This is a genomic window from Idiomarina sp. T82-3, assembly GCF_001577655.1.
Lineage (GTDB): Bacteria > Pseudomonadota > Gammaproteobacteria > Enterobacterales > Alteromonadaceae > Idiomarina > Idiomarina baltica.
This window is the reverse complement of the sequence record NZ_LSBQ01000002.1, coordinates 141,049-160,878: the sequence shown is the minus strand read 5'-3', so window position 1 is coordinate 160,878 and position 19,830 is coordinate 141,049. Positions and strand designations below refer to the sequence as shown.

At 47.8% G+C, this 19,830-nt stretch carries 15 protein-coding genes; 7 read left to right on the top strand and 8 right to left on the bottom strand.

What is annotated here, in order from left to right; genetic code table 11:
* Nucleotides 1–54: 54 nt before the first annotated feature.
* Together AWU56_RS01925 and kynU are read left to right on the top strand one after the other, a co-directional pair.
* Entirely contained in the window at nucleotides 55–903 is an 849-nt protein-coding gene (locus AWU56_RS01925) for an alpha/beta hydrolase family protein (RefSeq protein ID WP_286681636.1), read from the top strand.
* Complete coding sequence (kynU, locus tag AWU56_RS01920) at nucleotides 890–2,131, top strand: kynureninase (protein WP_286681635.1); 1,242 nt, start codon at nucleotides 890–892, stop codon at nucleotides 2,129–2,131. Before AWU56_RS01925 ends, kynU begins: the two co-directional genes overlap by 14 nt.
* Here the strand turns inward: kynU and AWU56_RS01915 are convergent.
* From AWU56_RS01915 to AWU56_RS01890, 6 genes are all read right to left on the bottom strand, one after another.
* On the bottom strand, nucleotides 2,117–3,721 hold the full coding sequence (locus tag AWU56_RS01915) for an amino acid ABC transporter ATP-binding/permease protein (protein WP_286681634.1): 1,605 nt from the start codon (nucleotides 3,719–3,721) through the stop codon (nucleotides 2,117–2,119). The two genes, kynU and AWU56_RS01915, sit on opposite strands and share 15 nt — an antisense overlap.
* Nucleotides 3,714–5,348 (bottom strand): ABC transporter ATP-binding protein/permease, encoded by a 1,635-nt coding sequence (locus AWU56_RS01910; protein WP_286681633.1) that lies wholly within the window; start codon nucleotides 5,346–5,348, stop codon nucleotides 3,714–3,716. Before AWU56_RS01910 ends, AWU56_RS01915 begins: the two co-directional genes overlap by 8 nt.
* A 6-nt stretch (nucleotides 5,349–5,354) precedes the next feature.
* The gene (gene cydB / locus AWU56_RS01905) at nucleotides 5,355–6,362 is read right to left on the bottom strand and encodes a cytochrome d ubiquinol oxidase subunit II (RefSeq protein WP_006956405.1); all 1,008 of its coding nucleotides are present in this window, start codon (nucleotides 6,360–6,362) and stop codon (nucleotides 5,355–5,357) included.
* A 12-nt stretch (nucleotides 6,363–6,374) separates the two neighbouring features.
* On the bottom strand, nucleotides 6,375–7,757 hold the full coding sequence (locus AWU56_RS01900; RefSeq protein ID WP_286681632.1) for a cytochrome ubiquinol oxidase subunit I: 1,383 nt from the start codon (nucleotides 7,755–7,757) through the stop codon (nucleotides 6,375–6,377).
* 143 nt (nucleotides 7,758–7,900) lie between these two features.
* Nucleotides 7,901–9,193, bottom strand: coding sequence for a ribonuclease J (locus tag AWU56_RS01895; protein ID WP_286681673.1), 1,293 nt, complete (start codon nucleotides 9,191–9,193; stop codon nucleotides 7,901–7,903).
* Between the two features lie 193 nt (nucleotides 9,194–9,386).
* Nucleotides 9,387–10,244, bottom strand: coding sequence for a LysR family transcriptional regulator (locus AWU56_RS01890; RefSeq protein WP_006956408.1), 858 nt, complete (start codon nucleotides 10,242–10,244; stop codon nucleotides 9,387–9,389).
* Between the two features lie 161 nt (nucleotides 10,245–10,405).
* On the opposite strand from AWU56_RS01890, the gene AWU56_RS01885 reads away from it, so the two are divergent.
* The 4 genes from AWU56_RS01885 (at nucleotide 10,406) to yghU (ending at nucleotide 15,251) form a co-directional block, all read left to right on the top strand.
* On the top strand, nucleotides 10,406–12,376 hold the full coding sequence (locus AWU56_RS01885) for a ligand-gated channel protein (RefSeq protein WP_286681672.1): 1,971 nt from the start codon (nucleotides 10,406–10,408) through the stop codon (nucleotides 12,374–12,376).
* A 3-nt stretch (nucleotides 12,377–12,379) separates the two neighbouring features.
* On the top strand, nucleotides 12,380–13,432 hold the full coding sequence (locus tag AWU56_RS01880; RefSeq protein WP_286681631.1) for a PepSY-associated TM helix domain-containing protein: 1,053 nt from the start codon (nucleotides 12,380–12,382) through the stop codon (nucleotides 13,430–13,432).
* Nucleotides 13,425–14,255 carry a DUF4198 domain-containing protein gene (locus tag AWU56_RS01875; RefSeq protein WP_286681630.1) on the top strand — a complete coding sequence of 277 codons (831 nt, stop codon included), beginning with the start codon at nucleotides 13,425–13,427 and terminating at the stop codon, nucleotides 14,253–14,255. The genes AWU56_RS01880 and AWU56_RS01875 overlap by 8 nt, the downstream gene beginning before the upstream one ends.
* Before the next feature lie 132 nt (nucleotides 14,256–14,387).
* Nucleotides 14,388–15,251, top strand: coding sequence for a glutathione-dependent disulfide-bond oxidoreductase (gene yghU, locus AWU56_RS01870; protein WP_286681629.1), 864 nt, complete (start codon nucleotides 14,388–14,390; stop codon nucleotides 15,249–15,251).
* A 169-nt stretch (nucleotides 15,252–15,420) separates the two neighbouring features.
* Here yghU and AWU56_RS01865 read toward each other — a convergent pair whose 3' ends face one another.
* Complete coding sequence (locus AWU56_RS01865) at nucleotides 15,421–15,819, bottom strand: DUF805 domain-containing protein (RefSeq protein WP_286681628.1); 399 nt, start codon at nucleotides 15,817–15,819, stop codon at nucleotides 15,421–15,423.
* 10 nt (nucleotides 15,820–15,829) lie between these two features.
* A complete protein-coding gene (locus AWU56_RS01860; RefSeq protein WP_286681627.1) occupies nucleotides 15,830–17,257 on the bottom strand; it encodes a YdgA family protein in 1,428 nt (475 codons plus the stop codon).
* A gap of 171 nt (nucleotides 17,258–17,428) precedes the next feature.
* Between AWU56_RS01860 and AWU56_RS01855 the strand changes: the two genes are divergently transcribed.
* A complete protein-coding gene (locus AWU56_RS01855) occupies nucleotides 17,429–19,618 on the top strand; it encodes an OsmC domain/YcaO domain-containing protein (protein ID WP_286681626.1) in 2,190 nt (729 codons plus the stop codon).
* The last annotated feature ends 212 nt before the right edge of the window (nucleotides 19,619–19,830 follow it).

Here is a 19,830-nt window from a genome sequence, read left to right as displayed (position 1 = left end):
AGCAAAGTTGTATGGTTTTTGCAACACAATTCGATATAAAAGCAAAAGCCATACATGAAAGCATATTTCACTCGGTATCCCGTTCTCTTATTGACCGCTTGTATACTCTCGCTGTCTGTTGCAGCAAAAGAAAAAGTCGTAATGCCTGTCTCGTATGCGACAATTACTGAACTTCCGTACGCTGAAGCAGACTCCGTATTGAAGTATGGCGACCACGATAGTCAGTTTATAGAAGTATGGAGACCATCTGAACCCAGCCAAGGTAACCTCGTGTTTATTCATGGCGGATGTTGGTTAAGCGATTACGATATCAAACACGCACGCCCGTTTATGTCAGCCCTCAGTAAGCTGGGCTATCAAGTATTTGGCGTTGAATATCGGCGCGTGGGTAATGGCGGCGGCTGGCCAACCAGTTACCAAGATATCAGTTCAGCCATTCAACATATCCTTGAGAAACCCAACGTTACCGCGCCAAATACCGCTATTTTGGGTCATTCTGCGGGCGGCCACCTCGCCTTACTTGCCGCAACGGATAATCAGCTACCTCACCCGTTCTCAGCGATTATCGGATTGGCCGCTATCAGTAATATCGAACAATATAGTCAGGGTAGCAATAGTTGTGAAACGGTGACCGAACACTTTATGGGAGGCTCGTTGCAAGAACGTACTACCGAATACCGTGCGGCTAATCCAATCGAGCACGCTTTTTTGAATCCCGTTTATTTACTTCATGGCGCCGACGACCCGATTGTCGATCCAAACCAGTCAAAAGCGCTGACCGACCGAGCGCAGTCAATATACATACAAAAAAGGGCTGGGCACTTTGATTGGCTACACCCGGATACTGTCGCATTTACCCGCGTAGAGAAATTACTTAAGGATGTATTTAATGAATCAGATTGATTATGCGCGACTTGATCGTGACGATCCCTTAGCCCATAAACGTGAAATCTTTGAGCTACCTAATGACACGATATATTTCGATGGTAACTCACTAGGCGCGTTACCCAAAATAGTCGCACAGACAGTCAATGAAACTACACGCGAGCAATGGGGAAATGACCTAATTAAGAGCTGGAATCAGCACGATTGGGTCAACTTACCCACCATCGTTGGTGCCAAGATTGCCCATTTGATTGGCGCACAAAGTAACGAGGTCATTTGTTGCGACTCTATCTCAGTCAATCTATTTAAGGTTATCTGTGCTGCGATTAATGCCGTTGGAAGTGAGAAGCGACGCGTTATTTTATCGACTCGCGATAACTTCCCGACCGATTTATACATGGTCCAAGGTGTTGAATCGTTTTTGGGTCAGCAACGCTGTGAACTCAAGCTGGTTGACGAAGCTGAGCTCGTCGACGCTGTTGATGAACGTACCGTTGCGGTTCTAGCAACCGAGGTCAACTTTAGAACAGGCCGTCGACTTGATTTGCAACAGCTCAGTCAAGCGGCTCATGCCCAGGGTGCTTTAATGATAGCCGATTTAGCCCATAGCGCCGGCGTCATGCCGATCCAGCTGAGTCAATGGCAAGTCGACTATGCCATTGGTTGTACATACAAATATTTAAACGCGGGTCCTGGTGCTCCTGCGTTCGTTTATGTCAGTCAGCGTCACCATGCAATACTCAAACAACCGCTACAAGGCTGGTTTGGGCACCTTAACCCATTTGCTTTTGAGCCCAAGTATCAAAGCGCTAAAGGCATTCGACAAATGTTAGTGGGTACGCCCCCCGTCATCTCAATGCAAGCAGTAAACGCTGCACTCGAATGCTTTAATGATGTTTCTCTAGCGCAGGTGCGTGCAAAATCAATGCAGCTGACTCACACTTTTCAACAGAGCTTAGCCGCTCAGGATTGGTCATCCGACTTTGAACTCATTTCACCGTCGCATGCCGAACAGCGTGGCAGCCAACTGAGTTATGCTCATCCAAATGCCTATGAGATTTGCCAAGCACTGATTGAACGCGGTGTCATTGCTGACTTCAGAGCACCTAATTATATCCGTTTCGGCTTTGCGCCATTGTATAATCAATTCCAAGAAGTTGAACGCGCAATAGCAATACTGGCAGATATTATGTCAACTGAAGCCTATCGCGATCCGCGTTGGCAAACGCGCTCAACAGTGACCTAACTCAATAACCGTGTGTCTATCATGAGCTCGTACCGATGCGGGCACATGATGACTTGCTACCAAAACGATAGATAGGGGCAACTCATTCATCAGCCGCTCGGTAATTCGAGCGGCTAAGTCCACTTCTAAGCCAGAGAAGGGTTCATCCAAAATCACCAGAGGCGCGTCTTTAAGCAATGCACGAGCAAGCGCCAAACGTCGATATTGGCCACCCGATAAGCGAATCCCAAGCTCACCGATACGACTATTTAACTGCTCCGGCATTTGGCGAATACGTTCGGCTAACTCAACCCACTCCAACACTTTCCAAATTCGCTGCTCATCCAGTTGGCGTCCCAGGGTGAGGTTGTTAAATACGGTATCATCGAGTATGTCAGTGTGCTGAGTCAGGTAATTAAATTCCGATAATTTCGGTACTGCGATCTTACCTGAAAAGTTCGCGTACATACCTGCCGTTGCATTTAGAAGTGTTGACTTCCCCTCGCCCGATGGGGCGGATAACCATACCCATTCGCCCGCAACAGCTTGGAGGCTTATAGGTGCAAACAGTTGGCGTGACTGTCGATACACGGAGACATTATCCCACCGCAGCGAGGCATCCGCGGACTCAACGACTTTCGCCTTTGCTGAACTATTGGTTTGTTCTACCAATAAGCGACGACTGGCTAGAGCAGTACGTCCATAATTTTGCCATTGTTGAGGTAATTCAAGTAACAACTCCTGCCAAGCTAGCGCGGCAAGCAATAACATGACCACCTCCGCACTACTGACCTGAGCGTTTGGGTCAATGAACAACTGAATAGCCACCCAATAGATACCTATAACCGCTCCATGTGTCAGCCACTCAAGTAATAGCTTAATCTTGCGAGCGCGGCGTTGTTCAAACTGAAAGGCACGTTCAGTTTCTCGAGAATAATATGTAATACGTTCGCTTTGCTTATCAAACTGTTTCCACGCCATGACTTCTTCTAGTGACTCAGTAAGTGCCATTCCACGGGCGCGTATACGGTGTTGATACTTCTCAACCTTTACCGCTTGTAATAGCGAGTAGTGTGCTAATCGAGATATCAACCAGTAAGCGCCCAGCCCTGTAACCACAACAATTCCAGCAAGCGCCCAGTGATAAAAACTAAACCAAACGATAAAACATAAGCTAACGGCGGTTACCGCAAAGGCTGGCATAGCCAGTCTAAGCCAAAGGTTATCCATTGCTTCTATGTGGCGAGTCAGACCTTGAATCGCCTGCGCGACTCGAAAACGTGCTAAGCCTTCATAGGCGTGCCGTTGAAAACGTTTGAACCAAGCGATACGCCAACGCGCTTGTACTTTCAACACCAAGTCATGATTAACTAAACGTTCAACATAACGCGCGACTGTTCTCGTCACGGCGAAAAAGCGAATACCAGAACCCGGTGCATAAATGTTCACCGTAACAAATATCGCGGAAGCCGTAATAAACCAGCCTGATAAAGCCAAAAGTCCAATGCCACAAACGACGGTAAGTAACGCCAACTTGAACCCGAGCCACCACTGCCAGCGATGTGCGTTAAAAGCCCGAAACCAAGGCTTAAATACCGCAGGCTTAGACATACGAACCTCCCCCATCGAGCTCGATACGATGATCGGCCAACGCGATGAGTGCTTCATCATGACTGGCAACAATCACCGTCCGCCCAGATTTACATAAGTCACCCAGTTCGCGTCTAATCACATCCGCCGATTCGGCATCCAAGTTTTCTGTCGGCTCGTCTAAAATGATCAAGGGGTATGAACTCAGTAAACAACGAGCCAAAGCTAACCGTCGTTGCTCACCACCGGACAAGCCTGCCCCACGCTCACCTAGCATCGTATCTAAACCAGAAGCGGCAACAGCAATGGCTTTATCAAGACCGACTCGCCGCAATACGGGTTGCGGGTCAACGGATGGGTCATCACTGTACAAAAACAAGTTAGTGCGAATGCTCGCGGGTAGTAGAAAGGGTTGTTGCGAAAAGTAGGCAATCGGTTGGTCACCATCGTTCGCGCGTAACACGGTACCTTGATAACTTTGAAGTCCAAGAAGAGCTCGTAAGAGTGTGCTCTTTCCCGAGCCAGAAGGGCCAGAGATGACCGTCAGAGCCCCTTTCGGGAACGTAAAGTCGGGGTAAGGTAATCGGGCGTTGGGCGTAATAGTCACCTGCAGGTTTTGGGTTGCCAAGCAGTGCCCCGGAGCAGTCATTGCTACATCCGCCTGCACGTCTTGCGGGTTGTTTTCAGTTAATAAGGTCGCGGCGCCCATGGCTGCCGCACGATCGTGATAAGTTTGCGCGAACTGTCGAAGCGGAGCAAAATATTCAGGGGCCAGCATAAGCACGAGTAGCCCACTAAACAACGTGAGTTCGTCAGCACCTAGCCAGTTAATGTAGCCAAGCAAACCAAAACCAACGTATAGCGCCACCGCCGCGATGGCCACACTCGAGAAAAACTCCAACACAGCAGAAGATAAAAACGCTAGCTTGAGCGTTTTCATGTTCGCGCGCCGATAATCCTCCCCGGCTTGCGCAATCGTATTATTGGCAAACTGTAAGCCATTAAATAGTTTGATACTTGTCGCGTTCTTAAGCATGCTGGTGAATACTCGACTTAGCGCGACACTGCTTTGTGCATGCTTTTGACTGACTCGCTCTGCCCCTATACCAACAAGCGCCATAAATAAAGGAATGATAGGCCCGGAAATAAGCAGCAACACACCCACAACGGGATTCAGCCAAAAGCAGACAACCAAAATCATCAGTGGGCTTAACACAGTCAGATACTGTTGCACAAAGTAACGCTCATAATAGCCACGTAACTGCTCAACGGTATCGATAAGCATCGACCCATCACCGCGATCAATACTTTGTCCTTGTCGACACTGACTCTGCCATCGCCGCAGTAGTCTTTGTCGTGCATTGTGCAGCGCCAGACCCGCTGCTTCACTTTGCCAAAGTTCACGCCGCCAACCCATGATGGCGCGCGCACAAGTAGCGAAAGCCAACAACAACCAATACAGTGTCAGATCGCTGAGCGGCTCTTTCAGCACCAGCAGCCGATGGGCTAACTGAGCGCCCAAATACAATTGCAGGATCACACTGGATGTTTGTAAAACACCGAAAAGCAGCGCTCGACGAGTCGAGCGCTGCGCAACAGTTTGGATTTGCTTAAGATAGTTCGCTGCAGAGCGAAAGTTATCACTCATTGGTTCTTAGTGATAACCCTGATCGGCTTTTACCTTGCCGCGGAAAACCCAGTAAGTCCATGCAGTGTAAACAAGGACAATCGGGATTACGAACAATAAGCCTAACAATAAGAAGAGCTGCGACTCATGAGCCGACGCTGCTTGGCTTAATGTATAGTTAGGCGGTACCACATAAGGCCACTTGCTCGCCAATAGGCCTAAGTAAGTGAAAATAAACATTCCCATGGTGGCAATAAAAGGGGTTCCCTCACGCTTGGCTTGAATCGAGCGATATAACCAAAATGCACAAGCCAACGCTAAAATCGGCAGTAGCCAAATCGGCGTGATGTGTGAGAACCAACGCTCTGAAACGAACGGGTCAACAAAGGGAGTCCAGATACTGATGATGGCAAAAATCAGCAGTACCGCCGCCAGCAGCGGCTTCACTAAACGATAGGCCCATTGTTGAGTCGAGCCCTCAGATTTCATCACTAACCAAGTTGCCCCCAGTAGCGCATACCCCGCGACCAGTCCAAGCCCCGTCAACACGGTAAACGGTGACAGCCAGTCTAATGCTCCACCGACATAGCGCATATTTTCAGTTTCGAAGCCTTGGATATAAGCGCCTACAACAGCGCCCTGTGCAAACGCCGCAACTGTTGAGCCGATCGCAAAGGCCCAGTTCCAAAGATAACGCGATGTATGTGCTTTAAAGCGGAACTCAAAGGCAACGCCGCGAAAAATAAGCCCGGCGAGCAATAGGAAAACGCCGATGTAGAGCGCCGGCAAGAAAATACTGTAAACCAGCGGAAAGGCAGCCAATAAACCCGCGCCGCCTAACACCAACCAGGTCTCATTGCCATCCCATACAGGTGCCACGGAGTTCATCATAATGTCGCGGTCATGTTCACTGGGTGCGAACATAAACAGTATGCCTTGGCCTAAATCGAAGCCATCCATCAACACATACATGATGACACCGAAGGCAATTATCGCAGCCCAGACGTAAGTCAAATCAAAAATGGGTTCACTCATGATAGGTGCTCCTTAATCAAAGTCGGCTTCTGCAGCAGAAAGTGGACGTTTAGCACGATGCCTCTCGTCGTCGTGCTGCTCGGCAGCTTCAGTACCTGCGCGGATAACACGTGTCAGATAATAAGCACCCGCCGCGAATACACAGGCGTACACTGCGATATAGCCAATCAAGGTGAACAATGCCATCCCCCCCGTTAACGACGGTGTTAGTGCTTCGGCTTGGGTCATCTGACCGTACACAAGATAAGGCGCTCGTCCCACCTCGGTTACAAACCAACCCGACAGCACTGCGACGAAAGGCGCCAGCGACATTAATCGCAATCCTTGCAAGAACCAACGATTACGTGCGTAAGCCTTATTTTTACGCAAAATGAGACCGGTAATGGCGAATAACACCATGAGTACGCCCATCGCAACCATTATTCGGAAAGACCAGAAAACAACCGGCACGTTAGGTTGTTGATCTCTTGGCATTTCTTTAATGCCAGGCACTTCACCGTCCCACTCGTGAGTCAAGATCAAGCTCGCCATGCTGGGAATACCCACTTCAAAGTGGTTTTTCTGAGCCTCTTGATCAGGAATCGCAAATAAAAGCAGGGGCACATTCTTTTGTGTTTCCCAGTTCGCCTCCATCGCGGCCACCTTGGTCGGCTGATGTTTTAGCGTATTGAGACCATGCATGTCACCGACAAAGATTTGCAACGGCGCAATTATCAGTAACAGCCATAACGTCATTGAGAGGGCTTTACGGTGCAGCTCGGTATCACGTTTTTCAATAATAAACCAAGCACTCACGCCAGCAACAACGAAACCACCGGTTAGAAAGGAAGCTAACGCCATGTGGCTGAAACGATACCAAAACGAGTCATTAAAAATGGCGGCTGACCAATCAATGACATGATAAAAGCCATCACGCATTTCAACGCCCGCAGGTGTTTGCATCCAGCTATTGGCCGACAAGATCCAAAAACTAGAAATAAAGGTGCCGATAGACACCATCAGCGCAGCAAAAAAGTGAACACCGTTCGGTACCTTACCGCGACCGAACAAAAGCACCCCTAGAAACGCCGCTTCTAAGAAGAACGCTGTCACCACCTCGTAGCTCAATATCGGGCCTAAAAAGTTGGATGTCGCGAGCGCGAAGTTACTCCAGTTCGTACCGAACTGAAAAGACATAACAATACCGGATACCACACCCATACCAAAAACCACAGCGAACACTTGGGTCCAGAAGGCACCTAAGCGCTCCCACTTCGGGTTGTTAGTTTTGAATGCAAGACCATAGATGAGTGCAATATATGATGCCAAACCGATAGTGAACACGGGGAATATGGCATGAAATGACACGACAAACGCGAATTGAATTCGCGAAAGCACGAGGGGGTCAAGATCCATAATACGATCTCCTTAGCCAATGACGTTATAAGTCAAGTTACTAACCTTAATTGAAAGGTTACTACATATTTTTTAACACGCTTCTTGTTGCTCTGTCGTGCGGTCAATTTGATGCATATCAATATGCTTATAAATATAATATATTAATCGCGAGCTAGCGCAATTCGCCCCGCTTTTACTGCGTTTCGGCGGACACTCGGCTGTAATCCAATTCTAAATAAATCACCGTTCATACCCGTAAGCGTCATCCTCACGCCCGCTTTTTTGGCGACTTCAGCATGCGCTTTCATATGGTCGGGTTCGCCATGCGTGGGTATCACCATACGCGGCTTCACCCACTGGTACAGTTGTTTAAGCTCTTCTTGATTAGGATGGCCCGAAGCGTGCAGTATGCGGTCACTTTGTTCGGCATGCACGACCTCTATTCGACGCGCTTTAAACTTATTCGTGAGGCGTTGAATATCAAGCTCATTACCTGGAATAATAATAGCGCTCATGATGACTTTGTCACCTTTATCCAGCACTAAGTGAGGATGGCTATCGTCGGCTAAACGATTGAGTGCTGCTCTAGATTCACCCTGGCAGCCTGTCGCCACAACTAACACTTCTCGTGCTGGTAAATAACCAACATGCGTATGGTCAATGAGCTCAATATGCTCGGGCCATAATCCAAATTGGCGTGCCAGACCTACATTTCTCTCTAAGGAACGTCCAAGCACTGCCAAATAGCGACCCGAAGCTTCAGCCACCCGAGCTAACGTGATTAGACGTGCGATGTTACTGCTGAAGCAGCCGACAACAACGCGCCCTTGTGCTTCGTTCACCTCGGCTAAAAGCCCGTCATGACAATCCGCTTCAGAAGTCGACCACCCTGGTTTTAAGGCGTTGGTAGAATCACCTACAACGGCATCAATGCCTGTTAATCCAAGTCGTTGAAACACGCCGCTGTCAAAGCCGGCTGAGGTAATTGGTTGTGCATCGATCTTCCAGTCTCCGGTGTGTAATACGCGAGCAGCAGGTGTTTCGATAACCACACCAAATGGTTCAGGGAGCGAATGGGTAAACCGTATCCAAGTCACACTAAATGGACCGATTTGAACGGTTTCCCCGTCATTGACCTCGATAATGGAGACCAGTTCAGCAAATGCGGTGTAGGCTAATTTTTTGCGCAGAACAGCAGCTGTATAAGGTGTGGTGTAGATTGGTTTTTGCCAGCGCAGCCATAAATCTTCTATAGCGCCAATGTGGTCTTCGTGAGCGTGGGTAATAATGATCGCTTCGAGTTCGTCTTTATTATCTGTAATGAAGCGAGGGTCGGCACAGACGACTTCGTGCTTTAGGCTATTGGGCTTTGCAGGGTTAAGCGGTTCATCAAAGGAGACACCACAGTCGATCATCAACCAGCGACCGGCATGACCGTAAAGGTTCATGTTCATGCCGATCTCACCTGTCCCGCCAAGGGGTAGGAACCACATGTCGACTTCGCTTGGATACAACGTGAGTCTCCTCTAACTTACTGTGTAAGCGTTAGATATGCGAAACTAGTAACGTTGATGCTACTCCTTTTGGATTACTTTTACATCTTCATTCAGAGATTAAATCGTGCTGTGATGTCAATCAAATACAACACTACACTTGCTTAAACCAATCCTCTATCACATTCATTACTAAACGTGTCTTTGCCGGGATACTCTCTTTCACCGGTAGGACTGCATAAACACCGTATTCCACACCTTCCCAATCGGGTAGTAAGCGGACGAGTTCACCGTTTTGTAACTGAGGCTTCACTTCGGGTTCTGGCAACAGTGCAAATCCAACGCCGTCGCACGTCAATTGAACCGTTGTTTGCATATTGTCGACTTGGATACGCGGTGCTGGCAGCGGCAAGTCATAGGTATTTGAAAAATGTGCAATAAAGGTCTCCGCTTGTAAATCCTCAAGACTGCTAACCCTGCGTTTGGCGAGCTCATGAGTGCTTGCGACACAAGGCACTAAATGCCAATTAATTAAATGATGGGAGTACAAGGAGGAGTCGGGTAATGGCCCAATACGAATTGCGAGATCCACGCCTGCAGTCACTAAATCAATCGGTTCATCCGTCATTGATAACTTAAACTGCATGTCTGGAAACTGCTCAGTTAGCTGTCGTAGAGGCTCGCTCAGTAAGCCGCCCCCGAACCCCACAGGTGCCATGATTTTCATCACCCCCGCCGGCGTTTGCGTCAGCTGCTCCATACGCTCTTGATTTTTCGCAGCAATACTCAAAATGTCCAGACATGACTGATAAAACACTTCACCGGCTTCGGTGAGCGTCATAACCCGCGTGTTACGGTGAAATAACGCCAGGCCATTATCCTTTTCAAGCTTCCTAAGTTGTTGACTGACAGCAGAAACGGTCATATGCAGCTCACTCGCGGCTGCACTCATACTCTTTAACTCGACGGTACGAGTAAACGCCTTCATCGACCGAATCATCTTCGGATTCATAGCTTAAGCACCTCTTAAATATGCTTACAAATAAACGAGATTGCAGAAACGTTTATTATACGTATATTTGCAAATAAAAACTATTCTCATTTTTATATATGGAGAACATTGTGTATCTATCAAACACGCGTGGCTTAAAACTGTCAATCATTGCCTCTGCCATTTGCACCTTCACTTTATCAGCAAATGCTAACCCGCAACAGTCAGATTACCGCGCAAACCATTCTCATAAACGTGAAAAGCCCATGGAGGTTTTAGTTGTCACTGCGTCCGGTGCCGACAAGACTTTACGAGATGCACCTGCATCAGTCAGTGTCATTTCTGGTAAAGAATTATCACAACGTTTTTACAAAGATCTGACCGATGCACTGACCGATGCGCCTGGGGTTATTGTCACCAATGGTGGTGACCGACAAGACATCAGCGTTCGCGGAATGAGCAGTCAGTACACCTTGATTTTGGTCGATGGACAGCGCCAAACATCGCGAGAAACACGACCTAATAGTGACGGTCCGGGCGTTGAAGGCGCGTGGACACCGCCCTTAGCAGCTATTGAACGTATCGAGATAATTCGCGGCCCAATGTCTTCGCTATATGGTTCGGATGCTATTGGCGGTGTCATCAATATTATAACCAAGAAAACACCGCAAGAATGGCGCAGCGAAGTTCGTGTAGACTCCGTTGTACAAGAACGCAGTGACTCCGGTAATAGCTACCAAGTTAACCTTTTTACCTCTGGTTCGCTGATTGAAGACACCCTCGGACTGCAAGTGTATGGCGGATATACACGTCGACTTGAGGACGATATTGTGGATGGATATCGCGGTAAAAAAACCGACCATGCGACCGTGAAACTCGCTTACACACCAACGGTCGACCACGAATGGCTTTTTGAGGCAGGCACTAACTCACAAACCATAGACGCCACACTGGGTAAAACCGTTGCGCCCCTAGCGGCGGGTGAAAGTTGTGGCCGCCGCGGTTGTCCTGAGTCATCCACTACCGAGTATGACAATCAAAGTTACTCCATTGCTCACAACGGTCAATGGGGGCTTGTCGGCGCTCGAAGCTATCTAAAACGAGACGAATACGACAACAATGCGCGTCAGATGTACATAACCAATACCGATTTCCAAACCGTATGGAATGTGCCACTCACCGTTGAGCAGCCAATTACACTCGGCGCCGCATATCTAAAGGAAGAGTTAGAAGATCGCACCAGTAACCAAATTAGCGACCGCACACAAATCGATAGCTCTCAATGGTCAGTATTTGCTGAGTCAACATGGCCTATCGCAAAACACTTCGAGCTCACAACCGGCTTGCGTTACGACGATGATGAGTATTTTGGTGACCAATGGAGTCCCCGGGTCTACGGCGTCTACCACTTATCACGAGCCACCACACTAAAAGGTGGCGTATCCACCGGCTTTCGAGCACCTAACTTACGTCAAACCACAGAGGATTGGGGGCAAGTCAGTCGAGGGGGAGATATTTATGGTAACCCCGACTTGCAAGCCGAAACATCGGTTAACTACGAACTCGGTTTATATACCCACTTTAGTCGAGGAATAAAGAGCTCAGTTACCGTTTTCTATAACGAGTTCGACGATAAAATATCGCGTATTGCATGCCCCGTCACTCAGTGTACCGGCGGTCCCAATCAGTTCGGTTCTATGCCCACAACGTACGTCAACGTGGATGAAGCAGTGACACAAGGTGTTGAAGCCACTTTTGATGCACGATTTAACAAAGCTTGGAAACTGAGCGCGAACTACACCTTTACGGATTCGGAGCAAAAAACCGGTGAATATAAGGGCGAGCCACTCACACAGCTACCCAAGCATTTGGTACAAACGTCGCTCAATTGGAAGCCTTCCGCGGCAATGAATACCTGGTTACGCGTTCATTATCGTGGCGAAGAAAGCCAGCCGACGACGGGACCTTCGAGCGGCTCACTGATTGCCCCTTCATATACGCTGACCGATTTAGGCATCAATTACTTCCTCACACCCGATATAAAGATCGGAGCCGGTATTTATAATCTATTTGATAAGCAAATTGGTGTCGAAGAGTACGGCTATATCGAGGACGGACGCCGTCTGTGGGTTTCTCTTGGCTGGACTTTTTAATCGATGCGAGCACGTCAATTTTGGAATATTAAAAACTGGCATTGGGTCAGTTCCGCGATTTGTTTGGTCGGCATGCTGCTTTTTTCTGTGACAGGTATCACCCTCAACCATCCCACCGTGTTTGAGGGTGATGCTGAGATCACTCAAATCGAGGCTGAAGTTCCACCCACCATTATGGCGGGTTTAAATGCCGAGCGGCCTATTAGTCAGGCGTTTCGCCAGTGGTACCAAAGTACAACAGGTAACCCATTACCTGACACCGTTAACGCACAATGGAGTGAATTTGAAATGTACGTAGCTTTACCACGCGCGGGCTCAGACTGTTGGTTTTCAGTCGATCGCGAGTTACATACCTTTTATCAAGAAACCACAGACCGTGGCTGGATTGCCTATCTCAACGATCTGCACAAAGGCCGCAACACTCACTTTATGTGGTCGCTGTTTATCGATGTTTTCGCACTGGCCGCTATTCTGTTTTCAGTAACCGGCTTGTTACTTTTGAAAAAGTACGCCAAGGGTCGTAAAACTACGTGGCCATTGGTTGCCGCAGGTCTGCTCATACCTGTATTACTTTTGATTCCAAACCATAGCTCCGCCAATGAACTCAAGGTTGAGCTGCCACGCCTCGCAGTCTCTGAATATCATCCACCTTATCTCGCGGTGTGGCTGATGGACAGTGAGCGCAAGAAAGTCGCTGATGTCGCTATCTGGTATGACACTCAACTTGCTGACAAAGAAGGTGAAAAGTGGCTTAAAGATATGCGCTTATGGTGGCGCCGCAGCGGCCGCTTTTTGAGTATGCCCGTCGATGGGGTCTCTGGCGCAACTCGACAACCGGGTTCACATCGAATAGACCTCAAGCCACTGACTCAGGTTATCAGCCAACGGCCTCCCCAATCTTACACCTTGTATATCGAGGCAGCGCGTGAACTCGGTGGACGCGAGGTACTGCAATTTAATTTCCAATGGCCATTAAACAAACCACTGCAACACACCGAGCAAGGCGACAACGAGCTCGGTACTGTAATACTTACTCTGGAGCCTTTAAATGATTAAACGTAAAACCTCACAACTATTACTCATGGGCGTGTTACTAACATCGAGTCTCTCGGTCAACGCCCACCGCTTATGGATAAAACCGAACACCACCACAGTATCCGGTCAGGATGAATGGGTCACCTTTGATGCCGCTATCGCTAACGGTATTTTTAACCCAGATCACTTTGCCATGCCTTTAGACCGCCTCACAGCGTACAACCCAGACGGTCAGCCTATTGCGCTGCAAAATCAGGCGAAGCTGAAATACCGAAGTGTATTTGATCTTCAGCTCACCCAGCCGGGCACCTATGAAGTCAGTATGAATAGCCGCAGTCTGCAAGCCAGCTGGCAAGATGATCAAGGAAAGCGGCAGCGTTGGCCCAGCCGTGGGGAAGCGGGTACGCTCGAAGGGTTTCGCCAGCACGTACCCCAAGATGCAAAAGATTTAAAAGTCTTCGACAGTGCCCGTCGGGTGGAAGTATTTGTTACCGCAGGCGCGCCCAGTCAAGAGGTCATAACACCGACTGGTAACGGACTTGAGCTTAATGGCAAAACCCACCCCAACGATCTCTATACCGGGGAATCGGTATCACTGGGTTTCTTATTCGATGGCGAACCGGCTCAAGATGCGCAGGTGACCCTTGTACGACAAGGCGAAAAATATCGTGACAATAGTGAGCCGATGCGCTTTACCACAAACGCGGAAGGAGTTTTTGAAGTGAGCTTCGATGCTCCCGGCATGTACTTTATCGAAGTTGAATATAAAGACGATCGCGCAAAAGCGCCAGCGATGGTGAGATTAGGTAACTATTCAGCCGTCATTGAAGTACTGCCTCTATAACGTGTTCAGGGCGCGCCAGCGCCCTGATTATTTTACACCCTACGCTAAAAAATTCCTCGCCGAGGCAAATCCAAGCTGAGCTAACTTTGGTATCTTTTAGACGCGTTGTACCCAACCAATAGAGGAACTTTTATGTCGAATAATGCTTACGTCCCACCCAAAGTATGGGAGTGGGAACCCGGTAACGGTGGTAAATTCGCCAACATTAACCGCCCAGTTTCTGGTGCGACTCACGAGCAGCCACTGCCCAAAGGGGAACACGATCTTCAACTCTATTCCCTGGCAACACCCAATGGACAAAAAGTAACTATCCTACTTGAAGAACTCCTTGAGGCCGGCGTTAAAGAAGCCGATTACGATGCCTATCTTATTAACATATTAGAGGGAGAGCAGTTCTCGAGCGGATTTGTTGAAGTTAACCCAAACTCAAAAATACCCGCTCTGCTGGATAAAAGTACCGAACCGGGCACACGCGTGTTCGAGTCAGGCTCTATTCTTCTGTATCTTGCTGAAAAATTTGGTCACTTTCTGCCAACCACGCCCGCTGCACGTACTGAATGTCTAAACTGGTTATTCTGGCAAATGGGCAGCGCCCCTTTGCTAGGCGGTGGCTTTGGTCATTTCTATGCTTATGCTGACGAAAAGTTAGAGTACCCAATCAACCGCTTTACGATGGAGATCAAACGCCAATTAGATGTACTCGATAAGCAACTTGCCAATCATGAGTTTATTGCAGGGGACGAGTACAGCATCGCAGATATGGCCATTTTTCCGTGGTACGGTGCGTTGGTTCGCAACGAAGTCTATGAGGCTGCTGAGTTTATTCAAGCGCACACCTATAAAAACGTGCAGCGCTGGGCCGAACAGCTATCACAACGCCCTGCAGTTAAACGCGGCCGTATGGTCAATAAAACCTGGGGTGAGCCAGAAGAACAGCTACATGAGCGCCACAGCGCTGAAGACTTTAAGACTAAAACACAAGATAAAATCGGCTAGAAAAGAAAAAGCCCCGAGTAAAGGCTCGGGGCGAAATATATCCAGGGAGTATAAATCTGTTGTCTGGTGTTCTCCAGAAAACGACTGCAATTATCAATACTTACGGTGACAACTTCGTTTCGGATTCATGACAGTTTGATGAATCTCTCAGTTAGTTTTAATTGTCGCCTTAAACTGATATCGAGCCTTCGTCTTCCTCTTGCTGAACTTCCTTAGGATTTGGGCCATACTTATTCGTACCCGGCTTACCCGCTACACAGGCGATACCCAAAATAATAAAGGGTCCCGCGATAGGAACGAATACCAGTAAATAAAGCCACCCGGTCAGGCCAACGTCGTGCAAGCGCCGAACAGCTACGGACACGTTAGGTAATAAAATAAATACACCATAAAGACCCGTAAATAGACCCACGCCGAACTCTTGGTCCCATAATCCTAACGTGATGTCTAGAATAGCCGCAGCAATATAGAACAACAAATTAAAGAGCGTGAACATCCAAAATTCCGTCCGAGTAGAACGGGACTTGAAATCTAAATAGCGTCGCAACGCTTCTAAATACCACTTCATAAAAAACCTATTATTGTTGAAGTGCTTGCATTATCGGCAGTTCGTTTCCGTTAAGTACAAACTTACCATCTTGCAACGTAAATTTGCTCACATAAGCATCATCTTGCTCAGTGATAAAGCCCTGTTGAATCAAAGCTGAAATAATAAGCGGCGCCTGCTGCTCAGCTAGTTGTTGCATTTTCTCAGGATCTTGTCTTGTCGACGGCAGCTGGTTTTTAAGCTGCATCAATATTTGTTTTTCTGCAAGCCATGTAGCAAGCGGCTTGTCGATCGAAAGATTAGCATCAGAGTTCACATGAGATAGCCAAAATACCTGATTATCGATGGGCTGAGGTAGTTTATCGATGGCGGCCAATTGCATCATCATATCCGCATTCATATCGCCTTGCTCGAACGAAGCTTTGAGCGCATCGATTTTAAGCGAAGGCTCAGCCTCAGAGAATTGCATCAAACGCTTAACGAAGAACTCCTTTTGTTCCTCGAGAAGAACCTCAGGATGGGCAGTCGCATCTTGGTTTGCCGCCAACTTTTGAAACGCCTCAAGCACCTCAATATTTAAATTATCCATGGATATGTCTAGCGCTATATCATTAACACTAATAACCGACGAAGTGAGCGATTCAAGTGTCTGAGCAACAGACATACTTGCATTGACTTCATCTTCCCCGATATCAGATCGAGTGTTCATTTGATAGTTACTTAGTACTAAAGGTTGCTCCATTGTCTTATCTTCAAAATAAAACTGCGCAATGGAAAGCGATGAATCGCCCTCATAAACACTACCTTTTAATAATTTTTCAAGCGGTGTTTCAGCGTTAATATCGAACTTCATGTCTTTAAGATCGACTCGCGCCCCACCCTCGGTAGCGAGTTTAAACTGCTCAAAACCACCGCCATATTCGATATTGTCGCTATCAATAGCGCCACGCCCCTGATAACCGGAAAAATTCACCGCTACACCGTCGCCATTCTCGACAGCTTTAAACTTGGCAATTCGGTCACGGTATTCCCCACCTCCGAACAAACCTAAAGAGCCTGTCATGTGATAAAAGGCATCACCATCGCTCCACTCAAGGTACTCGCGTAACTTGTCGTCCACAAGTTCAAGTTTCCATGAAGCTAAGCCGATTCCTGCATCATATTTTGTCAACAATAAACCATGTTGTGCGGATAGTTGGAATTCGGCGTTTACTTCTTCAGGGAGTTCCATTCCGTCATCAGTCATATTACCGAGTTTTACCGTAACTAAAATCGTCCCTTCCGAACTAAGATAGCCACTCTGAAAGTCGACCAGTTTAGCATCGTACGCTGGCTGAGAATCTAATGCAGCCACTTGCGCCTTAACCTGATTCTCAACAACCGAGCCTGTAAAGTATGGACTCACAGCAAATGCTGCCACAACAGCAGCTGCGCCGCCTAGAAACACTTTTTTGCTCATTTATACACCTTATTTAGATCAGTTTATTTTGTAATTATTTTGTTGCCATTTTGTCACAAGTTGGGCTGCGGCGCATTAAGAAATATCTTAATTTTCGTGATTTTACCCATGACGCAGGCATCAAAAGACGAGATAATGCGCGCTTTGTTTTAGCAATCAGGTCGAAGCGCTATGGAAATCAAAGTTAATTTTTTAGACAATCTCAAACTCGAAGCTAAGTTTGACGATTTCACCGTTATTGCCGATCAGCCTATTCGTTATAAAGGTGACGGCTCTGCGCCTAGCCCATTCGACTATTTTCTCGCATCATCAGCCTTGTGCGCGGCATACTTCATTCGCTTGTACTGCAATGCGCGCGATATTCCGACGGAGAATATTCGTTTATCGCAAAACAATATCGTCGATCCCGAAGACCGCTATAACCAGATCTTTAAAATTCAGGTCGAACTCCCAGAGGATATTTCGGACAAAGACCGCCAAGGTATTCTCAGAGCCGTCGAGCGTTGTACTGTCAAACGTGTGGTGCAAACTGAACCTGATTTTCAGATTGAGGCCGTCGACAACCTCGACGATAGCGCTCAAGCTCTCTTGATGGGGGCGCCAGACGGCGATCATACGACCTTTATTAAAGGCAAAGATTTGCCTCTAGAGCAAACCATCGCCAACATGACTCAAATACTGGCTGACTTGGGCATGAAAATCGAGATCGCTTCTTGGCGCAATATCGTGCCAAACGTGTGGTCTCTGCATGTGCGTGATGCCGCATCGCCGATGTGCTTTACCAACGGCAAAGGCGCGACAAAAGAAGCCGCCTTATGCTCTGCATTAGGTGAGTTCATTGAACGCCTCAACTGTAATTTCTTTTATAACGACCAGTACTTTGGTCAAGAGATTGCGCAAAGCGAGTTTGTCCACTATCCCAACGAACGTTGGTTTGAGCTCACCGGAGACGACAGCCTACCTAGCGGCATTTTAGACGACTATACACGTGCTATTTATGACCCTGAAAACGAGTTAGCTGGCTCCAATTTAATCGACACCAACTCCGGTAATATCGAGCGCGGTATCTGTGCGCTCCCGTTTAAGCGCCATTCGGATGGTGAGACGGTGTACTTCCCTTCTAACTTAATCGAAAACCTGTACTTAAGTAACGGCATGAGCGCCGGTAATACGCTCGACGAAGCGGTTGTTCAATGCCTATCGGAAATATTCGAACGTGCCGTCAAACGCGAAATTATCGAAAATGAAATTGCATTGCCTGACGTACCGGACACCGTTCTTGAGCGCTTTCCCAAACTTGTTGAAGGCATCAAGGGGCTAGAAGAGCAAGGCTATCCCGTATTAATAAAAGACGCCTCGTTAGGCGGTCAATTTCCTGTAGCCTGTGTCACTCTGATGAACCCTCGCACCGGTGGTGTGTTTGCCTCATTTGGCGCGCACCCCAGCTTAGAAATTGCCCTTGAGCGCAGTCTCACCGAGCTTTTACAAGGTCGTAGCTTTGAAGGATTAAACGACTTACCTGCGCCGACTTTTAATCAAATGGCTGTCACCGAACCTAACAACTTCGTTGAACACTTTATCGACTCATCAGGTGTGGTGTCGTGGCGTTTCTTCAGCGCACGTTCGGAATATGAATTCGTCGATTGGGACTTTTCCGGTTCAAATCATGAGGAAGTGAACACCTTGTTTGGGATCCTTTCTGATTTAGGCAAAGAAGCCTATGTCGCCGTTTATGACGAACTGGGCGCACCGGCATGTCGTATTCTCGTGCCAGGTTATTCAGAAGTGTATCCCGTAGAAGATTTGATCTGGGATAACACCAACGTGGCACTGCAATTCCGCGAAGATATTCTAAACCTTCACCGTCTCGGTAACGATGCCCTCGCGGATTTAGTCGAGCGTTTAGAAGAAAGCCAGCTTGATAATTACATGGACATCATCACGCTGATCGGTATTGAGTTTGATGAAAATACTGTGTGGGGTCAGCTCACGATCCTAGAGCTTAAATTGCTTATCTACCTTGCGTTAGGCGAACATGCGCTCGCGCTAGAGCATGTGGAAATGTTCCTACAATACAACGACAACACCGTTGAACGCGTCTTATTCTATCGCGCCGTGGAAGCCCTTCTTGAGGTCGAACTCGACGAAGAACTCAAGCGTAGCGACTTTATTTATAACTTCCGCCGAATGTTCGGCGATAAAACCATGGATGCAGTCGAAGGTTCCGTCGATAGAAACGTGCGTTTTCACGGTCTGACGCCCACCGACATGAATTTAACAGGGCTCGATCGTCACTTGCGTTTGATTGAAAGTTATAAAAAATTGCATGCCGCTCGAGCGCGTGTTGCTGCAATACGTTAACCTCACTCAGTTTGTAGCTTTTGATAGCTGCCCCTGCCTCTCGTTGAAGTGTTGAATTCTGGTGAACCTTTAAAACTAAATGTTTTCGGGCTTAGTCTAACTAAGCCCTGCTCGCTCTTACTTCCAAACGCCTAATACAGTCATCTCTGACACTTACGTCATTCATTATCGTTTGCGCCTTTCGTCACCATGTACAAAATTAACCTGTCAAT